This is a genomic window from Phenylobacterium sp., from assembly GCF_041919955.1.
Lineage (GTDB): Bacteria > Pseudomonadota > Alphaproteobacteria > Caulobacterales > Caulobacteraceae > Phenylobacterium.
In genome coordinates this window covers 1-19,407 of the sequence record NZ_JAYRSU010000021.1, presented here as the reverse complement: position 1 = coordinate 19,407, position 19,407 = coordinate 1, and the positions used below count along the sequence as shown (strand labels likewise).

Below are 19,407 nucleotides of genomic sequence, written 5' to 3'. Positions count from 1 at the left end.
GCGCCGCGCTACTGGCGGAACAGGCTGAGCAGCAGCGACGGGCCCTGGTTGGCGATCCGCAGCGCCATGATGGCGAGCTGCTGCTTGACCTGAAGGGCCTGGAGTCGCGCGCTTTCCTTGGCCATGTCGGCGTCCACCAGATTGCCGACTCCGGCGTCGAAGGTGTCCTGCAGCTTGGAGGTCATCTCCAGGTGCCGGTCGAGGGACTTGGACCCGACCCCGAACTTGGACAGGGCCGAGGACACGCCCTGGATCGCCGCATCGATCTTGTCGATGTCGGCGCTGGCCACCCCGCCGGTCAGGTTCGCCAGGATCGGGGAAATGACGCTGCCGGTCGTCGACAGGTCGGCGTGGTCGATGTCGATGGTCGCCGTCGCCTTGGTGTTGGCCAGGGCGCGGATCTTGCCGGCCGAGCCGGACGAGATCAGGTTCACCCCGTCGAAGGTGGCGGTCGAGGCGATGGTGTCGATCTGCTTGCGCAGCGCCACGTACTCGTCGCTGAGCGCCTGCTTGCTGGCGGTGCTGAGGCCGGCCTCTGTGGCGGCCAGCGCCTTTTCCTTCATCTGGGTCAGGATGTCGGAGATCGCCGTGCCGGCTGAGACGGCGGTGTCGACGATGGACTGGCCGCGCTGCAGCGAACTCATGACCGCATCGAGCGACTTGGATTCGGCGCGCATGTTCTGGGCGATGGCCCAGATGGCGGGATTGTCCTTGGCGCTGGCGATCTTCAGCCCCGTCGAGATCCGGTTCTGGACCTGGGCGTATTCCTTGTTGATCGCGTTGAGGCTCTGCAGCGCGATCATCGCGCTGACATTCGTATTGACGCTGTTGAGCGACATAACGAGGCCTCGTTCAAAGGGAGCGGCGCGCACGCCGCGAGCATTCTGCCTGCTGCGACCCTAGCGGGTCTAGGTTGGCGAATGATTACCAGGGCGGGTCCAGCGCCAATAGGCGAAGCCGCCGTAGACCAGGGCCTGGGCGGCCAGGGCGCCGAGCTCGGGCGTCACCTCGTCCAGCCGCGCGCCCATCTGGTTCAGCTTGATCATGGCCTGGATCCCCGGTGTCGAGGGGATCGTCCAGGCGAGAGCGGCGAGCGGAAGCGGCATGGCGCTGTGCGGCCAGGACAGGCCGCTGAGGAAGAACAGCGGCGCCGACATCCAGACCAGCGCCTGGGTCGAACGTTCCGGCTTGTCGAAGAAGCTGCCGACCAGCAGGGCGAGCAGAATGGCGGCGGGAACGTAGAGCGCCGTGGCGACCAGCATGCCCAGGAAGTCGCCGCCGCGCGGATAGTCCTGAAACCAGAACACGAAGCCGGTGTAGAAGAGCGTACTGGCCAGGCCCAGTACGCCGAAGGCGCAGACCACGCCGAAAAAGACCGGAGTGGAGACCTTGCCCAGCAACTGCCCGCGGCGGTCGGCGGCCAGCATGACGATCCCGAACAGCAGGGTCTGATGCACGATCAGGATGGCGACGCCTGTGACGGCGTAGCTTCCATAGCCCTCACGGGTGTTGAACATCGGCCGGGTGACGACCTCGACCGGGGTGAGGGTCTGGAGGCCCAGAGCCTTGGCCCGGGGCGCGAGGGCCTCCTCGACGGCGCCCCCGAGCACCGACTTCAGCGTCGCGCCCACTCCGCTGGCCCGGACCAGGTAGGCGCCGTTGACATAGATGGCCAGGCCCCCGGAGGCCGTGCCGGTCAGGACGCCGCGCTCAAGGCCGGCAGGGACCAGGACGATGGCGTCGATCTCGCGGCGCTCGAGACGCTCCACGGCCTCTGCGAAGTTGGATGTGACGGCGGCCAGCCGCACGCCGTGAGTGGCCGCCACGTCCTCCGCGAGGGCCCGGCTGAGCGCGCTGTGGTCCAGGTCGACGATGGCCAGCGGCATCTGGCCTGCGGTCTGATGCTGGTAGGCTAGCGGGTAGTAGAAGCCATAGGCCACGACCGCCAGGATCAGGATCGAGAACGCGGCGCGGTGCGAGAGGATCGCCCGCCAGGTGGCGACGAAGGCCTGGCCGAAGCTCATGGCGCGGCCTCCGGGGCGGACCGGTGGAGCAGGCGCCGCGCCAGCAGAGCCGCCAGGGCGAACGGGATCAGGGTGAATGTGAGCAGGGCCAGCAGCGGACCTGCGGAGGCGGCGGCCGGCGCGCCCATGAACATCTGCTGCATCTGCAGTTCGACATAGGCCGTGAATGGCAGGGCGCGGCTCCAGATCTGGGTGAACAGCGGCGCGTCGATGGTCGGCAGGGTCGCGTTGGAGAAGGTGATCGCCGGGCCGCCGTAGATCGCCACGGCTGACAGCGCCGTTGCGATGTTCTTCACGCCGAGGACGACCAGCGCGGCCAGGGCGGCGTAGCTGGCGTAGAGCAGGAGTTGGCCAGCGATCAACGCGCTAAGGCTGCCGTGCACCCCCCAGCCTCGCACACCGCACAGCCAGCCGACGCCGAGCAGGTTCCAGCCGGTGAAGATCACGACATAGGGCGCGAGCTTGCCGGCCAGCGCGATCAGCGGCCGCTCTCCCAGCCAGTCCCGCGCGGTTCCCTCGGCCAGTTCGCGCCCAATGGCCATGACGATGACGCAGCTCATCATCAGATGCAGCACGCCCGGCTGCAGCAGCGCCTCCAGAAACCACTCGTAGCTGAGCTGGGGGTTGTAGAGCACGGTCGACTGCACATGCGGCGCGGCCAGGTGCGGCAGGGGCAGGCCGCGTCCTTGGGCCAGACGTGGCGCCATGTCGGCCGCCAGCGCGGCGATCGCCTCCGACGCACCCAGGGCGGACATGGCGCCCAGCGAATAGAAGGCGGCGTTCTGGTAGACGAAGACGGTCGCCTTGCGCCCGGCCAGGATCTCGCGCTCAGTGTTGGGCGGGGCATAGATGATCGCCCACACCTTGCCCGAACGGATCAGCGGCCAGGCGTCGGCCAGATCGACCGGCCGCTCGGTCACCGCGATCCGTGGTGAGGCTTCGAGGTTGCGCAGCAACTGGCGGCTCGCGGCGGAATGGTCCTGGTCGACATAGGCGACCGGCAACCGCTCGGCGACGCTGGCGACGAACATCCAGCTGATCATCGCCAGGACCGCGAGAGGCGCCAGGCTGACCAGGGTCAGGTCCCAGGGACTGCCCCGCAGCCAGGCCAGTTCGCGCCGGATGACCGCGGCGAGCGCCTCGCCCATGGCTACTGAGGCCAGTCGAACAGTACGCTCATGCCGGGCCGCAGGCCGTCCAGTTTCTGGGCCGGCTTAAGCTTCACCTCGAACGAGCGGATGTCGTAGCCACGGCTTTGTCGCGTGGCGCGCCAGGTCGCGAAATCACCCTGTGGGCTGATGTGCTCGACCTTGAAGCTGGCGGCCTTCAGGTTCAGGGCCGGCACGGCGCCTGAGAGCATCTGGCCGGTCTTGAGCTTGTTGAACTGATCCTCGCGCACGTTGATCGTCACCCACAGGTTCGAGAGGTCGACCAGGGTGAAGACCGGGAAGGCGAGGGGCACGATCTCGCCGCCGTTGACCAGGCGCTTGGAAATCTCGCCTGAGCGGGGCGCGACCAGACGGGTCTCGGCGCGCAGCGACTGGGCTTCGGCGACACCGGCCCGGGCGATCTGCACCTGGGCGTCGGCAGTGGCCTTTTCCTCGGCCGTCGCGCCGTTCAGCGCCTTTTCGTACTGGGAGCGGGTCAGTTCGACCTGCTTGGCCGTCGCGTCGCGGGCGGCCAGGGCCTCGTCGCGGCGCTGCGCGGAGATTACGCCCTCGCGATAGAGGTTGTCCGTGCGGGCATAGGTCTTCTGGGCCAGCAGGGCCGTCGCCTGAGCGGCCTGCCAGGCCGCCCGCAGACTGGCCACGTCCTCGCTGCGCAGGCCCTTGTCGGTGCGCGCCTGCAGGGCCTGGGCGCTGGTCAGGACGCCGGCCGCCTGGGCGTTACGGGCCTCGATCTCCGGGCTCGACAGGATCGCCAGTTCCTGCCCCGCCTTTACCTCCTGGCCGGCGGAGACCAGCAGCTTGTCGACTCGCGACAGCGGCGCCTTGGTGGCGATGGTGATCTCGTCGGTGTCCACCATCCCCTGGATCTGGTCGGGGGCCGGGCGATAGGCCAGCCATAGTCCCACGGCGATCACCGCGATCACGGCGGCCCCGGCCAGCCAGAGGACGGGCGGACGGCGGGCTGGCTTGGTCATGGCGACACCTTCTCGGCGCGGGCGGCGTAGTCGCCGTAGCTCTGCATACGGCCGCTGGCGGTCAGCAGTTCGGCGAGAGCGAGGTCATATTCGTAGGCCGCAGCGGCGCGCTGGGTCTCGGCGACGCTGAGCGCCACGCGTGCGTCGATCACCTCGGCCGGATTAGCCTGGCCTTCGCGGAACGCCAGTTCCTGGAGGCGCAGGTTCTCCCGGGCCGCCTCAATGTTGACGGCCAGCAGGGCGTACTGTCGCCGGGCCGTTTCGACCTGACGATGCGCGCGCAGGGTGGTTGTCTGCAGAGCGTCGCGCGCAGCCTTCGCGGCGTGGACGGCCTGGAGCTCGCGCTGGCGCGCGGCGCTGACCGCCTTGCCGCGGTCGAGGCCGGCCAGCAAGGCGTAGTGGACCCCGACGCCGACGATCCAGTCGGGCTCGATCAGCAGCGCCTCGTCGCGGTTCAGATTGTACTCTGCGAAGCCGAACACCTTCGGCTTGAGAGCCGCCTGGGCGACTTTCACGCCCTGCGCGGCTTGATCGCGCAACGCGTCCAGCTTGCGCAACTCCGGCTGTTCGGCCAGGGCTGCGTCGACGAAGGTCTGCGCCGGCTCCAGCGGCGTCGACCCGACGAACAGCGGCGAGGTCGGCGCGACGGGGCCGGTCTCGCTCAGCAGTTGGGACAGTATGGTCTGGGCGGTTTCGTAATCGGAGGCCGCGCGCTCGTACTGGCGCAGGGCCGCGTCGCGGGCCACCTGCACCTGCAGGCGCTGGGCCTTGCTCAGAAAGCCTTCGTGCTCGAACTTCAATGCGTCCTGATAGTGGCGCTCGAAACCGTCGCGGTTTTCCTTGCTGACCTTCAGCACCTGGGCGGCGAGCTGCTGGCCGTAATATGCCTGGACCAACCGGACCATGGCGACGTCCGCAGAGATGGAGAGCTCGGCTTGAGCTTGGCGCACGCTGGCCTTGGCGGCGTCCTTGGCCGCCGTGATCGCCCCGCCGGCATAGAGCGGGGCGACCGCCGCCACTGTGGGCCGGAACAGGGTGTCGTCGGTCTGCAGGCGGGCCGAGCCGGGCAGGCCGGTCAGGGCGCCCGAGACGCCCTGACCAAGCGTGGCGCCGATCTGGTCGACGACCCCGCTTGGCGCGCCCGGCAACAGGTTGGGCAGGGAAGCGAGGAACCCGTCGACCGAGGATTGAACGAGCATCTTGGCCGGGTCCAGCGAGACGTCGATGGTCTTGCGATATCGCAGAAGCTGCGCGTCGAGGAACACCGACGGCGTTCCCAGCAGCCGCACGGCGTCGGCGTGATCCTGGCTCGCCTGGAGGCCGGCCTTGGCGGCGGCCAGGCTTTGCGAGCGTTGCAGGAGGCGGGCCTGGGCTTCCGCAAAGTCCAGGGGCGAGCCGGAGATGTCCTGGGCGTTCGCAGCGAGCGGCGCGGCGACAAAGGCCGCGACGGCAAGCCGGCCGATCCAGGACCGCGAAGCGGCCATCTCGCCTCCGAATCTGGCCGCCGAGACAGGCGGCGGGACGAGCATGGCGCCCAAAGCCCCGCTGTTCCACCTTCGGATGTCGGACGAGGTGTTGCACCAAATGCAGAGGGGCGGCTCCCGGGGCTAGGAAGCCGCCCCTCGCGCGACCGCGCAGGGTTGGGGGATGCGGGGCCGCGCAGTCGGTTAGAAGCGGTAGGCCGCACTCACCAGCAGACGGTCGCGCTTGCGGTCGCCATTGAAGTCGGTGCGGTCATATTCCGCGCGCACCGCGAGATTGTCGTTCAGGGCGTATTCGGCGCCGACGCCGAAGAGCTTGCCGTTATTGGTCTTGTCCGACTTTATGGTCGTGGTGTTGTTCGTGAAGCTGATCTCGCGTTCGAACTCCTGGCGGGCCCAGCCGGCGCGGCCGTAGAGCAGCAGGTTGTCGGTGGCCAGGAAGCCCAGACGGGCGGTGACATCGTAGCTGCGGCCCGGATCGATCTTCACGCGAGCAGTGTCAACACGACTGTTGAACTTCTTGTCGCCGCCGCCGACGCCAGCTTCGGCGCCCAGCACGATGCGCTCGGCCACTTTGAAGTCGTAACCGGCGAAGATGCGATAGTTGAAGCCCTTGGCGTCGCCGTCGCTCTTGCGGGTGAAGCCGGGAATGGCGTCTTCGGACTGCACCTTGCCTGCGCCCAGGCCGACGCCGACCTGCAGGCCCTGGAAGGGCTCCGCGCGAGCCGCCGTGGCGCCGAGCGCGATCGCCGCGACGAGGGGGCTGATCCAGAATTTCATACTCAAATCTCCTCGGAAGCGTGGCCGCAACCCGGCCTCGCCACGATCAGATGCGCCGCGTCTGTGGAGGCTGTCGCCAGGGCGGGCGCAGCGGTGAAGCAGGCGTCAAGGCGCTTGCAGGGCGCTAGCCCCGACGATGGCGGCATGGGTGGCTATCGAGGCTTCGATCAAGCTTCGGCGCGCGGCGGCCTGCGCGTCCTCTGCTTCGAACACCGACCTTTCCGCATCGATGGCGTCGAGCCGGGCCAGGGTTCCGGCCTGCAACCTCAGACGGGCGATGGCGAGGCGTTCGCGTGCGTAATCGAGACCTGCCTTCGATGGGGCTTGGCGCCTTTCGGCGGCCTGTAGCTGGGCGAAGGCTGCGGCCAGCTCGGACTCGGCCGCGACAATCGCCTTGAGGTAGCCGACCTCGGCCTGAGCCGCTTCGGCGGCGGCCTTGTCCGCGCGGGCGCGAGCCCGGCCGCCATCGAGCAGCGCGCCTTCTGCGCGAAGGCCCGGCGTGAAAACGAGCCGACTGCGGCTGAAGAGGTCGGAGATCTCGGCGCCGTCCGACTTGAAACCGGCCGTCAGCACCAAGCGCGGACGTGCTTCCTTGATGGCGGTGAGCCGCCGCGCGTCGGCTGCGGCCAATCGTGCGGCCGCGGCCGCGACGTCCGGGCGCGCCTCCAGCGACGCGGGTTGAACCTCGAAAAGCGCGAGCGGCTTCAGGCCGGCGAGGGCCGCTGCGGCCCCAACCGGCGCCGAGGACGTGCCGGCCAGGGCGACCAGGCGCTGCATGGCGACCATGCGCTCGCCCTCGGCTGCGCGCCGGTCGTCCTCAATGCGGGCGAGATTGGCTTGGCGTTCGAGCTTTTCCTCACGTCCAGCACGGCCGGCGGCGAGCCGCCGCTCGGCCAGGCGCAGACCTTCGGCCTCGATGCGCCAGCGATTGTCGAGGCGTGCGAGCCGGTCGTCGTGCGCCGAGAGGATGAGCCAGGTCCTGGCCGCCTCGGCGGCCAGGATCGCGCGGGCGGCCTGAACGTCGAGCCGGGCCGCTTTGGCGTCGGCGTCGGCGGCGTCGGCGCCGCCGCGGACCGCTCCCCAAAGATCTGCGGTCCAGCGCGCCCCGAGGTCGAGGTCGGCTTGACCGCTCGAGCGACCTTCTGCGGGCATGCGCCGGCTGCCGTCGACGCCGAGCGTAAGCTCCGGCCATCGCTCGGCTTGAGCCCCGCGCAGCCCTGCGTCGGCGGCGCGCGCCCGCGCGAGGGCGCCCTTCACGTCCAGGGAGTCGATATCGGCGCGGACGAGATAGGCCGCGAAGGCGGGGTCTCCCAGGTCGTAGGTCCAGGACGACGCGCCAGCCGGCGTCAGTTGGCTGGCGCGGATCGGCGCCCCGGCGTCGGGAAAGCTGGCGCAGCCGCCGAGGGCGAGGGCGCAGGCGATCAGGACGGGTCTCACGGCATCACCCGCACAAGAACGCGCTGGCCGATGCGCAGGGTCTGATCGCCCTCGACGGCGACGACCATCTCGACCACGCGGGTGTCCTGACGCTCGTTGGGATCGTCGTTGGCAAGCTTGCGCGAACCGAAGACTTCGCCCAGCCGCAGCACCCGGCCGCGGAAAACTTGCTTCTCGTCGTATTCCAAGAGGATGTCGGCGCGCTGGCCCGGCTTCACATCGCCGACGAACTGTTCATCCAGCTCGGCGCGCACGATCCGTGCGGTGTCCGGCGCCAGGAGGAAGAGCTCGGTCACGTTCAGGGTCGAGGCGCCGTCGCCGGGCTTCGCCGAGCGTCGGACGATGCGCCCATCCAGCGGTGCGCGAACCTGGCGCGCCTCGATCTCGAACTCCTGGGTGCGCAGCTTCTGTTCAGCGACCTCGACCCCGGCGCGCGCGGCGGCCAGTTCGCCGCGCTGGACCTGAGCTTCGTCGGCCGCCTTGTCGGCATCCTGGCCCGCCACCGCGTCGATCTGCCCAAGACCGCCGAGGCGGCGGGCCTCGCGGTCTGCCGCCGACGAGCGGGCGGTGGCTGTCATCAGTCGGGCGCGGGCCTCGGACAGATCGGCTCTGGCCTGGGCGACGGCCAGATTGGCCTGGCGGGTGTCGATCTGGGCCAGCACCTGGCCTTTGCGCACGCGGTCGCCTTCCTCGGCGAAGACATCCTGAATCAGGCCCTCCCGCTGGGCGGCCAGACGGATGACGCCCCCCTCGACGTCGATCTTGCCCTTGGCGATGGCGATCGGCTGCGCGGCGCTGGCTGCTGCCGACGGCTTGGGCTCGGGCTGACTGCAGGCGGCGAGAGAGGCGAGCAGTGCGGCCACGCAAGCGGCGGCCGAGCGGGTGCTAGTGATCATGCTGTGCGACTTCGAGAGAGAGCTTTGAGGGGCTTTCGGGCGCGACCGGGCGCTCGTCGGCGATGATGCGGCCGTCCTCCATGCGGAGGATGCGGTCGGCGAAGGTGAGGAGGCGTGGATCGTGGGTGACGCAGAGCACCGCTGCGCCTTGCTGGTGGGCGATCTCCCGCAGCAGCGTGACCACGGCCAGACCGTTGTGGGAGTCGAGCGCGCTGGTCGGTTCATCGGCGAACAGCAGGCGGGGGCGCTTGGCCAGCGCGCGGGCGATGGCGACGCGCTGCTTTTCGCCCCCCGATAGCTCCATGGGCCGCAGATGCATCCGCGGGCCTAGCCCCACCGATTCCAGCACTTCGCGGGCCCTGGACATGGCCTCGCGCGCGCCGATCTCCATGCACTCCAGCGTGAAGGCGACCTGCTCGATCGCGGTCAGGGCGCTGAACAGGTTGAAGCCCTGGAAGACGAAGCCGGTGTTGGCCAGACGGAAGGCGTCGCGCTGGGCCGGCTTCAGCCGCCAGATCTGCTCGCCCAGCGCCTCGACCTCGCCGGCGTCGGGCGCGGTCAGGCCTGAGAGCACGGCCAGCAAGGTGCTCTTGCCACAGCCGGAGGGACCGTTGATCAGGGTCAGCTGACCGGCTTCCACGCCGACATCGACGTCGAACAGCACCTGCGTGCGGACCTTTCCGACGGTGTAGGACTTGTTCACGCCCCGCGCACCGAGGACCCGGGCGTGAGGGAAGGAGATCTGGTTCATGGGATCACCGCAGCAGGGCGGCCGGATCGGCCTTGCTGAGCTGGCTCAGGGCCAGCAGGCCGGAGGCCAGCGCCACGGCCAGGACGAGGGCTATGCAGGCGATCACGATCATCGGCGACAGCGCGATGGGGACATAGGCCAGCTGAGCGGCCCAGAGGATGAGACCGGCGACGACAGCGGCCAGGGCGACGCCGGCCAGCCCGACCCAGAACGCTTGTTGGAGCACGATGCCACGCAGCAGCCTGCCTGGAGCGCCGAGAGCGCGCAGCGTCGCGTATTCGCGGATCGAGGCGGAGACGGCGGCCATCAGGGTCTGACTGGTGATGACGATGGCCACGGCCAGGGCGATCAGCGACGACACGCCGAAGGCCGTGCCCATGCCGGATTCGAACAGCCAGAAGTTCGTGCTGCGTTCGGCGAAGTCCTTGGCCGTCCAGGCTTCGTAGCGCGCCAGCGGCCCCTTGGGGGAGAGGTCCTTGCGGACGGCCTCGGGATCGGCTCCGGGGCGCAGCTTGACCAGAAAATAGGCCACATCGTCCGTCTCGCGCAGGGCCGGGTCCAGTCGCCGCGCGGTGCTGAGCGAGGAGATGACGTTAACGGCGCCGATGCCGCGCAGGCCCTCGGTGAAGCCGACTACCCGCACGCGCCTGCCGTTGATCTCGGCGGTGGAGCCGATGTCGACGCCCAGCTTGCTGCGGTCGGCGATATCGACCAGCACCGTGTCGGGAGCCGCCAGCCGCTCGCGCAGGACCTGGGGTACGGCGTCGGCGAAGGTGAGCGAGCCCGACCGCGGGTCGATCCCGGCCAGGACCACGGCGATGTCGCCCTGCCCGGGGCGGGAGCGCCAGACGCCGCCGGCCCAGGAGAACGGCTCGGTGCGCTCGACCTGCGGATGCATACGGATCATGGTCTCGGTCCGCGCCGAGATGTAACGGCCCTGGTCGATGCTCTGGGTGCCGGGAAATCCGACCCAGAGCTGGGCGTCGGACTTCTCTATGTAGACGGCGACGGTCGCGAAAATGCCGACCGCCAGGGCGGTTTGGGCGAGCAGCAGCACGCCGGAGAAAGCGACGGCGAAGATCGCCGGCGCGAAGCGGCGCCACTCATAGACGATAGATTTGCGGGCGAGGGGGATCATGAGGCCCAATTGGGCCTAGGGCATGGGGCGCCGGTGGGGTGCGCATGAAGGTTGCATGGAGCGGTCCGCGCGTCTTGCGCGGCCAGTCAGGCGGGGAGACGGATCTCGAAGCAGGCGCCCCCGCCAGGCCGCGCCCAGGCCCGCGCCGCGCCGCCGTGCGCCTCGGCGATCGCCTTGACGACGGCCAGACCCAGGCCAGTGCCGCCGGCGTCCCGCGACCGCGACTCGTCGGCCCGCCAGAAGCGTTCGAACACGCGCTCCTCATCCCCGGGGCGCAGCCCGGGGCCTCGGTCGAGGACGCGCAGGAAGACCGCGCCCTTCTCGCGGCGGGTCTCGACCAGGGCCACGCCGCCGCTGATCGCATAGCGCTTGGCGTTCTCCAGCATCACCAGCAGCACCTGGCGCAGGCGGGCCGGGTCGGCGGTCACCTGGGCCGGGCGCAGGTCGCGTTCGATGGTCAGGCCGGCGGCCGCCATTTCCGGCGCCAGGGCGTCCACCGCCGCATCGATCTCCACCGCCAGGTCGAGATTGTGCGGCTGCAGCAGCAGGCGACCCGACATGGCCAGGCTGAGGGTGCGCAGGTCGTCGACGATCTGGGCCAGGGAATCGACCTGGAGGATCAGGCCCGCAAGGCCCTTGCTGTCCGGTCGGAAGACGCCGTCCGACATGCCTTGCAGGCGGCCGCGCAGGACCGTCAGCGGCGTGCGCAGTTCGTGGGCGATGGCGGCCACGCTTTCGCGCATGTCGCGCTCGGCCCGCTGCATCTCCTCGGCCATCAGGTTGAAGTCGGCGATGAGCTGGTGCGTCTCGCCGGCGCCGCCGCTCTGGTCGAAGCTCACGACGCGGGCGCTGAGGTCGCCGCCGGCCACCCGCCGGGCGGTGGCGGCCACACGGTGCAACGGCTCGCTGATGCGCCGGGCGAACCAGAGGGCGGCGGCCACGCCTGCGGTCAGGGCCACGGCCCCGCAGACGGCGAGCGCGCCCAGCTCCATCAGGCCGAGCTGGGCCTCCAGCACCTTGGAGGCGTCGAGCAGCGATTGCAGGTCGGTCTGCCGCGGCAGCCGGTTCTCGTCGATGGCGTGATAGGCGGCGAGCGCGTCGGGCGGCAGCTGCAACCGGAAGATCTTCTCGAACAGCAGGTAGAATAGGGTCATCCCGCCGATCATGATGAGGACCGACAGAGAAACGACGACCGTCATCGCCGCAATGAGCTGGGCGCTCAGCCGCCAGGGACGGCGCGGCAGACGGCCCAGGCCGGTCATGACAGGCCGGAAAGCCGGTAGCCGACGCCCCGCACGCCTTCCAGAAGATCGGGCGCTCCGGCGGCTTCGAGCTTGCGTCGCAGGTTGGAGACGTGGCTGTCGACCGTTCGCTCCAGGGCGTCGCCGTCAGGCAGGCAGGCGTCCAGCAGCTCCGCGCGGCTGAACACCTTGCGCGGCGCCCGGGCCATGTGCTCGAGCAGGCGGAATTCCGTCAGGGTGAGGTCCAGCGGCTTGGTCTCGTGCTCAAAGACCACGCTGGCGGCATAAGCCTGGGGGTCGATCTCCAGCGGGCCGAGGCGCAGGAGCTGGGCGTCGGCGCGGCCCTGACTTCGCCGCAGGACGGCGCGGGCGCGAGCGACCAGCTCGAGCGGGTTGAACGGCTTGACCACATAGTCGTCGGCGCCGATCCGCAGGGCCGAAAGCTTGTCCAGGTCCTCGGCCAGGGCGGTCGCCATGATCACCGGCGTGTCGCCGCGGCGACGGATCTCGGCCAGCACCTCGAATCCGTCGGCCTTGGGCAGCTTGACGTCCAGCACCACGAGGTCCGGGCGCAGCATCCGGTGATGCTGCAGGCCGGTCAGGCCGTCGGCCGCGCGAACCGTTCGAAAGCCGTCGCGCCCCAGATAGGCATCCAGGATCTCGGCGATCTCGGGCTCGTCTTCGATGATCAGGATAAGCGCGTTGTCCATGGTCGATCAGAACCGGGCGTCTATGGAGATTGTGCGAAGTCTGCCGCCAGGGTTCTTCAAGGCTCCGGTGCGTAGCGCCTGACGAGATCGAGCGCCAGCCCTTGCGCGGCGCGGCCGCCCGGTCCGCCGGCGTTGCAGACGGTCAGCACGGCCAGGTCGCGCGATGGCGCGACGATGGCCACGGCGTGCCACAGGGTGTTCGAGCCCTCGTGCGCCAGGACCGGCCCGCGGGCCCAGGCGCGGTTGGACATCACACCCCAGCCGAAGGCGTAGTCATTGGGCTCTCCGGTCGGCGGTGTGGTCAGGGCGGTGATGCTGGGGCGGGTGAGGAAACCGGCGCCGTCGGTCAGGAACAGGCGGACGAACCGGGCATGATCCAGCAGGCTCATGTGGACGGCGCCGGCGGGGCCCATGAAGGCCGGATTGTCGGCGTCGGGGCGCGCGGGATCGACAGGTTTTCCGACCTGCAATCCCATCAAGCTGCCGACATGACCCCATGGTTGATCGCCCCGCGGCGCGCCGAAGCCGGCCGAACTCATGCCGAGCGGCTTGAACAGCCAGGCGGCGATGGCCGACTCCCAGGTCTGGGCCAGCAGCCGTTCCACCGCTGCTCCGATCAGGACGTAGTTGGCGTTGGCGTAGGAGAAGCGGCCGACCTGACCCTTGGGTGGAACGGTCAGCGCGCTGAGGGCGAGGATCATCCGCTGCTCGGCGGCGGATGCGGGCGAGAGCCGGGCGGCCCTGATCCAGCGCGCGTCCGCCAGGCCGCGGTCGCGCAGCCCCGAGCGGTGGTGGAGCAGGTCCGCGGCGGTGACCCTTGCCCAGGTCCGGTGGACTTCGATGTCGGGGAACAGCGTCGGCAGCGGCGTGCTCCAGGCGGCGAGATCGGCCTGAACCAGACGCGCATAGACGGCTGCCGTCATGGCCTTGGCGTTCGAGCCGATGTGCCAGACGTCGGACAGGGTCGCCGGGACTTCTTGGGTGCGCCGCCTCACGCCGTTCACGCCGGACCAGACGATCCCGCCCGAGCTGAGCACGACCGCGCCCAGGGCCGGAACCCCCGACCTTCGCCTGCGACCGAGCAGCAGAGCCTCGGCATTATCGATCGGAGACGGGCTTGCGAGCACGCTGTCGGACATGGCGAGCCGTAGGGTGGAACCCGTCCGTGAACCGCTGATGGAGCCGCCGTGGCGAGGGGGTGGATGCGCGCGCGGCGCGCGCTCATACTCGGAAGGCGAGAAGAATCTGAGGGATGGGTCGCCATGCTGCGTATAGGGGGCGGGGAAACCCGGAGTGATCGATGACCCGACCTTTGGATGACGCGCTGCAGGACCTGAGGGCTGCGCCTGTCGACCATGACCTGAGCCAGCTCGAACCGGCCGTCTGGCGCCGGATCGGCGGCGCGCGCATGGAGCGCAGCCCGGCCTTCGGCTTCGTGCCGATGCGGGCGGCGATGGTCGTGCTGGCCCTGATGGCGGGTGTGGCGATCGGCGGCGCGACGGCGGTCTCGCAGGTTGCGGCCCCGCGCGAAACCGAGGTCTTCGCCCTCAACAGCCAGTTGGCGCCCTCAACCCTGCTGGACGCGCGTCGATGAGCGGCCTTCGCGGCGCGATCCTGACCGTCCTGCTCGCTGCGATCGCCGCCGGGCTGGGAGCGTGGGGCGGGGCGACCTACGTGCTGCAAGCCCAGCGCGAGCCTTCGCTCCACGAGTTCGTCCACGAACGCCTGAACCTGACCGCCGAGCAGAAGGGCAAGCTCCAGACGCTGGAGCGCGAATTTTCGATCACCCGCAGCGCCCGCGAGGCCGAGCTTCGCCTGGCCAACGCCGAGCTCGCCGCCGCCATCGACGCTCAGCACAAGTACTCCCCCGAGGTGCGGACGGCGATCGAGCACTTCCACGACGTGATGGGCGAGCTCCAGAAAGAGACCGTGATTCACATCGTCCACATGCGGTCGATCCTGACCCCAGAACAGGCCGCGATCTTCGACAGACGCGTGTCGGAGGCCCTTACCGAAGACGCCAAGTGATCCCTCCCGACGAGGTTTCGGACGGCGAGCTGGTCCGGCGGGCGCGGGCGGGGGAGGATCACGCCTTCACCCTGCTGATGCGCCGCCACAAGGAAGGGCTATACCGCTTCGTTCGCCGCTATGTGGGCGACACGGACAGCGCCTATGAGGCGGTGCAGGAGAGTTTCGTCGCCGCATGGCGCAACCTGGCGCGCTATGACGTTTCCCGGCCATTCGGCGGTTGGATCCGTACGATCGCTCTCAACAAATGCCGTGACCGCGGCCGCCGCGAGACGGTGCGCCGCCTGGTCTTTGGCGCGCGTCCGGGCAGCGAGGATCTGATCGCCTTCGCGCCGGATCCGGCGCCAGGAGCCGAGGCGGCCCTTATCGCCGAGCAGCGCCGTACGGCCCTAGACCGCGCCATCGCCGCCCTGCCGCCGAAGCTGAAGGAGCCGTTGATCCTGACGGCCTTCGAGGACTTGTCGCACCAGGCGGCGGGCGAAGCGCTCGGGGTCTCGGCGAAGACCGTGGAAACCCGGGTCTATCGGGCGCGAAAACGCCTGGCGGAACTGCTCGGCGCCCCTGAAGCCGCAAGCTGAGATGAGGGAAGTTCGCCTCTCGCGCGTAGAGGAGGTGATCTTGCCTGTTGACCCTCCAACGATGGGAACCTCCAGAACTCTCCCATGATCGACACAGTACGCACCCGCGGCCGCGGCGTTTCTCGGGGCCAGACCTCAAAGATTCAGGACACGCCGCAATGACGAAGCTCGACCGCCGCCAGCTGCTCGCCGGCGCAGGCGCCTTCGGCGGCGCCAGCGCGCTGGCCGGGCTTTGGCCGGCCTGGGCCCGTACCGGCACGCCGGGGCTCTCGACCCTGCCGACCGTGTCGGGCGAGACCATCGCCCTGACCATTGGCCACACGCCGTTCAAGGTGGATGGCCGCGCCGGCCATGCCGTGACCGTCAACGGCACCGTGCCTGCCCCGCTGGTCCGCCTGAAGGAGGGCCAGAACGTCCGCATCGCGGTCACCAACAACCTGGACGAGGACACCTCGATCCACTGGCACGGGCTGTTGCTGCCGTTCCAGATGGACGGCGTGCCCGGCGTCAGCTTCCCCGGCATCAAGCCGGGCGAGACCTTCACCTACGAGTTCAAGGTCCGGCAGAACGGCACCTACTGGTACCACAGCCATTCGGGGCTGCAGGAGCAGATGGGCCACTACGGCCCCATCGTGATCGACCCGGCCGGTGAGGATCCGGTCCAGTACGACCGCGAGCACGTAGTCGTACTGTCCGACTACAGCTTCATGCATCCGCACGAGATCTTCCGGAAGCTGAAGGCTCACGCCGGCTACTTCAACCACCAGAAACAGACCGTCGCGGGCCTGATGGCCGGCAAGGATCAGTCCTTCAAGGATCGCAAGGAATGGTCGGCCATGCTGATGGACCCGACCGACGTGCTTGACGTCACCGGCTCGACCTACACTTTCCTCGTCAACGGCCATGGGCCGAAGGACAACTGGACGGGCCTGTTCACGCCCGGCGAGCGGGTACGACTGCGCTTCGTCAACGCCGGCGCAATGACCATCTTCAATGTCCGTATCCCGGGCCTGAAGCTCAGCGTCGTGCAGGCCGACGGCCAGAACGTGCGGCCGGTCGAGATCGACGAGTTCCAGATCGCGCCGGCCGAGACTTACGACGTCATCGTCCAGCCGACGGACGACCGGGCCTACACCCTGGTGGCCGAGGCCGCCGACCGCTCAGGCATGGGGCGCGCCACCTTGGCGCCGCGCCTGGGCATGACCGCCGAGGTTCCGCCGCTGCGCGAGCGGCCGCTGCTGAATATGCGCGACATGGGCATGGATCATTCGGCCATGGCCGGCATGGGCGGCATGGAGATGGACCATTCCGGCATGTCCATGCGGGATGGGCGCAATGCGCCGAGCGTGGCGCTCGGCCCCGGCGTGCAGATGATCTCGCCGATGCCGGTCGACCGCACGGGCGATCCGGGGCAGGGGCTGGAAAATGTCGGTCACAGGGTGCTGACCTATCGCGACCTTGTCTCGCTCGATCCCAATCCGGATCCGCGGCCGCCGTCACGCGAGCTGGAAATCCACCTGACCGGCAACATGGAACGCTTCATGTGGGCGTTCGACGGGGTCAGCTACAGCCACATCAAGGCTCCGATTCCCTTCCGCTTCAACGAGCGGGTGCGCGTGGTGCTGGTCAACGACTCCATGATGGCCCACCCGATCCACCTGCACGGCCATTTCTATGAGGTGGTGACGGGCAATCCTGGTCATCATCCGCGCAAGCACACGGTCAACGTCCTGCCGGGCGGGAAGGTGGCTTTCGACCTGACCGCCGACGAGCGCGGCGACTGGGCGTTCCACTGCCACCTGCTGTACCACATGCACGCCGGCATGTTTAACGTCGTCACCGTCCGTCCGCTGGAAGGAGACGCCGCATGAGCCGCCGTCTCCTGATCGGCGCGGTGGCGCCGCTGTTCCTGGCCGCGCCGGCTTACGCCCAGATCGACCACAGCCAGCATGCGCAGCCAGCGCCTGACCCGCACGCCGGCCATGCCATGCCCGCTGCACCCGCCGCCGATCCCCATGCGGGACATGCCATGCCGCCGGCCACTCCAGCCGCCGCCGATCCTCATGCCGGCCATGTCATGCCCGCGCCTCCGGCGGCCGATCCACACGCCGGGCATGCCATGCAGGCCGCGCCTGCGGGCGGTCCAGTCGGCGACGCTCCACCGCCGCCGATTCCGACGGATCGCGCCGCCGAGCGCTTCTACAGCCGAGAGGCGATGCAGGCGGCGCGCGACCAGCTGGCCAAGGAGCACGGCGGATCGCCTGCCTGGAAGGTGATGTTGAGTACTGCTGAGATCCGGCCTGACGACGACGCCTATGCCTGGTCCGGCGAGGCGTGGTACGGCGGCGACCTCAACCGCTTCGTCATGAAAAGCGAAGGGGAGGGCGAGCGGGGCGGCGACCTCCATTCGGCGGAGGTTCAGGCGCTCTATTCGCGCGCCATCGGCCCCTATTTCGACCTGCAGGCCGGCGTTCGGCACGACTTCGAGCCGGGCCCCTCGCGCACCTACGCGACCATCGGCTTCGAGGGCGTCGCGCCCTACTGGTTCGAGCTGGAGGGCGCAGCCTTCCTTTCGAACAAGGGCGACCTGTCGGCCCGCTTCGAAGGCGCCTACGACCTGCGCCTGACCCAGAAGCTGATCCTGGAGCCGCGGGCGGAAATCGAACTGTCGGCCCAGGACGTGCGCGAGCTTGGCGTCGGCTCGGGCCTGACCAGCGCCGAGCTCGGCCTGCGCCTTCGCTACGAGTTCCGCCGCGAATTCGGACCCTATGTCGGCGTCGTGCACGAACGGAAGTTCGGTCGGACGGCCGACATCGCGCGGGCTGCGGGCGAGGACCGCCAGGCGACGAGCTTCGTCGTCGGCGTCCGCGCCTGGTTCTGAACCCCATTCCTGAAGCTAGGAGATTTACATGAAGTCCATCGCCCTTGCGCTTGCAGCCCTCGCCGCGTCCACTGCTTCGGCGGCCGCCGCTCATCCCGATCATGACGAGCACGCCGGCCACGCCGCGGCTCCGGCGGCGGGTTCGGTCGAAGGCGTCGGCGTCGTGAAGAAGATCGACGCCAAGGCTGGCTCGGTGACCATCGCCCACGACCCCATCAAGGCGCTGAACTGGCCGGCCATGACCATGCCGTTCAAGGTCGCCGACAAGGCCGTGCTTGGGAAGATGAAGCCCGGCGCCAAGGTTCGCTTCCAGCTTAGCGGCCAGACGATCACGGACGTTCGGCCGTTCTAGGCCGATCGTAGCGCGCCTCCCCCGGGCGCGTCGGAGCGGGCGTCCTGCCCCGACGCCCGCTCCTTCCGCGCCGACAGGGTTGGTTGCAGGCCATATCTCGGCGTAGGACGGGGCATGCCGATCACGGACATCAGGATCGCGAACATCGCGGATATCGGCGCCATCCGCGATCTCACGCGCGCGGCCTACGCCAGGTGGGTTCCGCTGATCGGCCGCGAACCCAGGCCAATGACCGCCGACTATGAGGCGGCGATCCTCCGCGACCGCTTCGACCTGATTTATCTCGACGGCGTGCTGCTCGGTCTGATCCAGACTGTCCGCGAGGACGGCCAGACCCTCATCGAGAATGTTGCGGTCGCTCCGACCGCTCAGGGGCAGGGAGTCGGTCGGCGTCTGATGGCCTGGGCCGAGGACATCGCACGGGCCGCTGGTCACGCGCGGATACGCCTCTACACCAACCAGCGCTTCACGCCGAACATCCGGCTCTATCAGCGGCTCGGCTATGGCATCGACCGCGAGGAAGACGTGGGCGTCGGGATCATCGTGCACATGAGCAAGAGATTGTCGGGCCGCGAGGTCTAAGCGCGGTTCCGCGCCCCCACTTTCCGCCCACCGACTTTCTTGAAGTTTTTTTGAGGGGAGGTTGGGGCTGGCGCGTATCCCAAAGTAAGCGGCGAAGGGGGCCGCGAAGCCAGGCGCCGACAGCAGCGCCTAGACGGGGGATAGATGCGATGAGTTTTCGCTAGACGGCGTGCATTTTTCTGAGAGTAGAGCGCAAGCCCTGGTCTGGTGATCCGGGAATTTGAGCGCTCGCAGGCGCTTGGCTTGATTTGGTTGTTCTCGCCATGCGCGTGGAAGGATTGGCCTGACCCGATTGGGTGATCCGGGTTCAATGTTAGTGCATGGCTGGCTCTGAGGCCATGGTTGGGGTGGGCGAGCGCGCGCCCTCAACAGCTGGCGCGCTCGC

The 19,407-nt window shown here is 69.0% G+C and carries 20 protein-coding genes; 7 read left to right on the top strand and 13 right to left on the bottom strand.

Annotated elements, in window-relative coordinates; genetic code table 11:
- Positions 1 to 8 precede the first annotated feature (8 nt).
- The 13 genes from ACE3T2_RS16470 to ACE3T2_RS16410 form a co-directional block, all read right to left on the bottom strand.
- Positions 9 to 839, bottom strand: a complete 831-nt coding sequence (locus ACE3T2_RS16470) for a flagellin (protein ID WP_374659290.1) — start codon at positions 837 to 839, stop codon at positions 9 to 11.
- Positions 840 to 908: 69 nt separating this feature from the next.
- A complete protein-coding gene (locus ACE3T2_RS16465) occupies positions 909 to 2,024 on the bottom strand; it encodes an ABC transporter permease (RefSeq protein ID WP_374659288.1) in 1,116 nt (371 codons plus the stop codon).
- Positions 2,021 to 3,172 (bottom strand): ABC transporter permease, encoded by a 1,152-nt coding sequence (locus tag ACE3T2_RS16460; RefSeq protein ID WP_374659286.1) that lies wholly within the window; start codon positions 3,170 to 3,172, stop codon positions 2,021 to 2,023. The genes ACE3T2_RS16465 and ACE3T2_RS16460 overlap by 4 nt, the downstream gene beginning before the upstream one ends.
- A 2-nt stretch (positions 3,173 to 3,174) precedes the next feature.
- Positions 3,175 to 4,167, bottom strand: coding sequence for an HlyD family secretion protein (locus tag ACE3T2_RS16455; RefSeq protein WP_374659284.1), 993 nt, complete (start codon positions 4,165 to 4,167; stop codon positions 3,175 to 3,177).
- A complete protein-coding gene (locus ACE3T2_RS16450; RefSeq protein ID WP_374659282.1) occupies positions 4,164 to 5,651 on the bottom strand; it encodes a TolC family protein in 1,488 nt (495 codons plus the stop codon). Before ACE3T2_RS16450 ends, ACE3T2_RS16455 begins: the two co-directional genes overlap by 4 nt.
- Positions 5,652 to 5,834: 183 nt before the next feature.
- Positions 5,835 to 6,428 (bottom strand): outer membrane protein, encoded by a 594-nt coding sequence (locus ACE3T2_RS16445; RefSeq protein WP_374659280.1) that lies wholly within the window; start codon positions 6,426 to 6,428, stop codon positions 5,835 to 5,837.
- 105 nt (positions 6,429 to 6,533) lie between these two features.
- Positions 6,534 to 7,865 (bottom strand): TolC family protein, encoded by a 1,332-nt coding sequence (locus ACE3T2_RS16440; protein ID WP_374659278.1) that lies wholly within the window; start codon positions 7,863 to 7,865, stop codon positions 6,534 to 6,536.
- Positions 7,862 to 8,761, bottom strand: a complete 900-nt coding sequence (locus tag ACE3T2_RS16435) for an efflux RND transporter periplasmic adaptor subunit (RefSeq protein ID WP_374659276.1) — start codon at positions 8,759 to 8,761, stop codon at positions 7,862 to 7,864. The genes ACE3T2_RS16440 and ACE3T2_RS16435 overlap by 4 nt, the downstream gene beginning before the upstream one ends.
- On the bottom strand, positions 8,751 to 9,512 hold the full coding sequence (locus ACE3T2_RS16430) for an ABC transporter ATP-binding protein (RefSeq protein WP_374659274.1): 762 nt from the start codon (positions 9,510 to 9,512) through the stop codon (positions 8,751 to 8,753). The genes ACE3T2_RS16435 and ACE3T2_RS16430 overlap by 11 nt, the downstream gene beginning before the upstream one ends.
- 4 nt (positions 9,513 to 9,516) lie before the next feature.
- Positions 9,517 to 10,650 (bottom strand): ABC transporter permease, encoded by a 1,134-nt coding sequence (locus ACE3T2_RS16425; protein WP_374659272.1) that lies wholly within the window; start codon positions 10,648 to 10,650, stop codon positions 9,517 to 9,519.
- 86 nt (positions 10,651 to 10,736) lie between these two features.
- Positions 10,737 to 11,912, bottom strand: a complete 1,176-nt coding sequence (locus ACE3T2_RS16420) for a sensor histidine kinase (protein WP_374659270.1) — start codon at positions 11,910 to 11,912, stop codon at positions 10,737 to 10,739.
- Positions 11,909 to 12,601: a response regulator gene (locus ACE3T2_RS16415; protein WP_374659268.1), complete on the bottom strand. Its 693-nt coding sequence runs from the start codon at positions 12,599 to 12,601 to the stop codon at positions 11,909 to 11,911. The genes ACE3T2_RS16420 and ACE3T2_RS16415 overlap by 4 nt, the downstream gene beginning before the upstream one ends.
- 56 nt (positions 12,602 to 12,657) lie before the next feature.
- On the bottom strand, positions 12,658 to 13,740 hold the full coding sequence (locus ACE3T2_RS16410; protein WP_374659266.1) for a serine hydrolase domain-containing protein: 1,083 nt from the start codon (positions 13,738 to 13,740) through the stop codon (positions 12,658 to 12,660).
- A 161-nt stretch (positions 13,741 to 13,901) separates the two neighbouring features.
- Between ACE3T2_RS16410 and ACE3T2_RS16405 the strand changes: the two genes are divergently transcribed.
- From ACE3T2_RS16405 to ACE3T2_RS16375, 7 genes are all read left to right on the top strand, one after another.
- The gene (locus ACE3T2_RS16405) at positions 13,902 to 14,195 is read left to right on the top strand and encodes a hypothetical protein (protein ID WP_374659264.1); all 294 of its coding nucleotides are present in this window, start codon (positions 13,902 to 13,904) and stop codon (positions 14,193 to 14,195) included.
- Positions 14,192 to 14,629, top strand: a complete 438-nt coding sequence (locus ACE3T2_RS16400; protein ID WP_374659262.1) for a periplasmic heavy metal sensor — start codon at positions 14,192 to 14,194, stop codon at positions 14,627 to 14,629. The genes ACE3T2_RS16405 and ACE3T2_RS16400 overlap by 4 nt, the downstream gene beginning before the upstream one ends.
- Positions 14,626 to 15,207, top strand: a complete 582-nt coding sequence (locus ACE3T2_RS16395; RefSeq protein WP_374659260.1) for an RNA polymerase sigma factor — start codon at positions 14,626 to 14,628, stop codon at positions 15,205 to 15,207. Before ACE3T2_RS16400 ends, ACE3T2_RS16395 begins: the two co-directional genes overlap by 4 nt.
- Positions 15,208 to 15,365: 158 nt before the next feature.
- On the top strand, positions 15,366 to 17,078 hold the full coding sequence (locus tag ACE3T2_RS16390) for a copper resistance system multicopper oxidase (protein WP_374659258.1): 1,713 nt from the start codon (positions 15,366 to 15,368) through the stop codon (positions 17,076 to 17,078).
- Complete coding sequence (locus ACE3T2_RS16385) at positions 17,075 to 18,088, top strand: copper resistance protein B (RefSeq protein ID WP_374659256.1); 1,014 nt, start codon at positions 17,075 to 17,077, stop codon at positions 18,086 to 18,088. The genes ACE3T2_RS16390 and ACE3T2_RS16385 overlap by 4 nt, the downstream gene beginning before the upstream one ends.
- A 28-nt stretch (positions 18,089 to 18,116) precedes the next feature.
- A complete protein-coding gene (locus tag ACE3T2_RS16380) occupies positions 18,117 to 18,440 on the top strand; it encodes a copper-binding protein (protein WP_374659254.1) in 324 nt (107 codons plus the stop codon).
- 114 nt (positions 18,441 to 18,554) lie between these two features.
- Complete coding sequence (locus tag ACE3T2_RS16375; protein WP_374659252.1) at positions 18,555 to 19,022, top strand: GNAT family N-acetyltransferase; 468 nt, start codon at positions 18,555 to 18,557, stop codon at positions 19,020 to 19,022.
- The last annotated feature ends 385 nt before the right edge of the window (positions 19,023 to 19,407 follow it).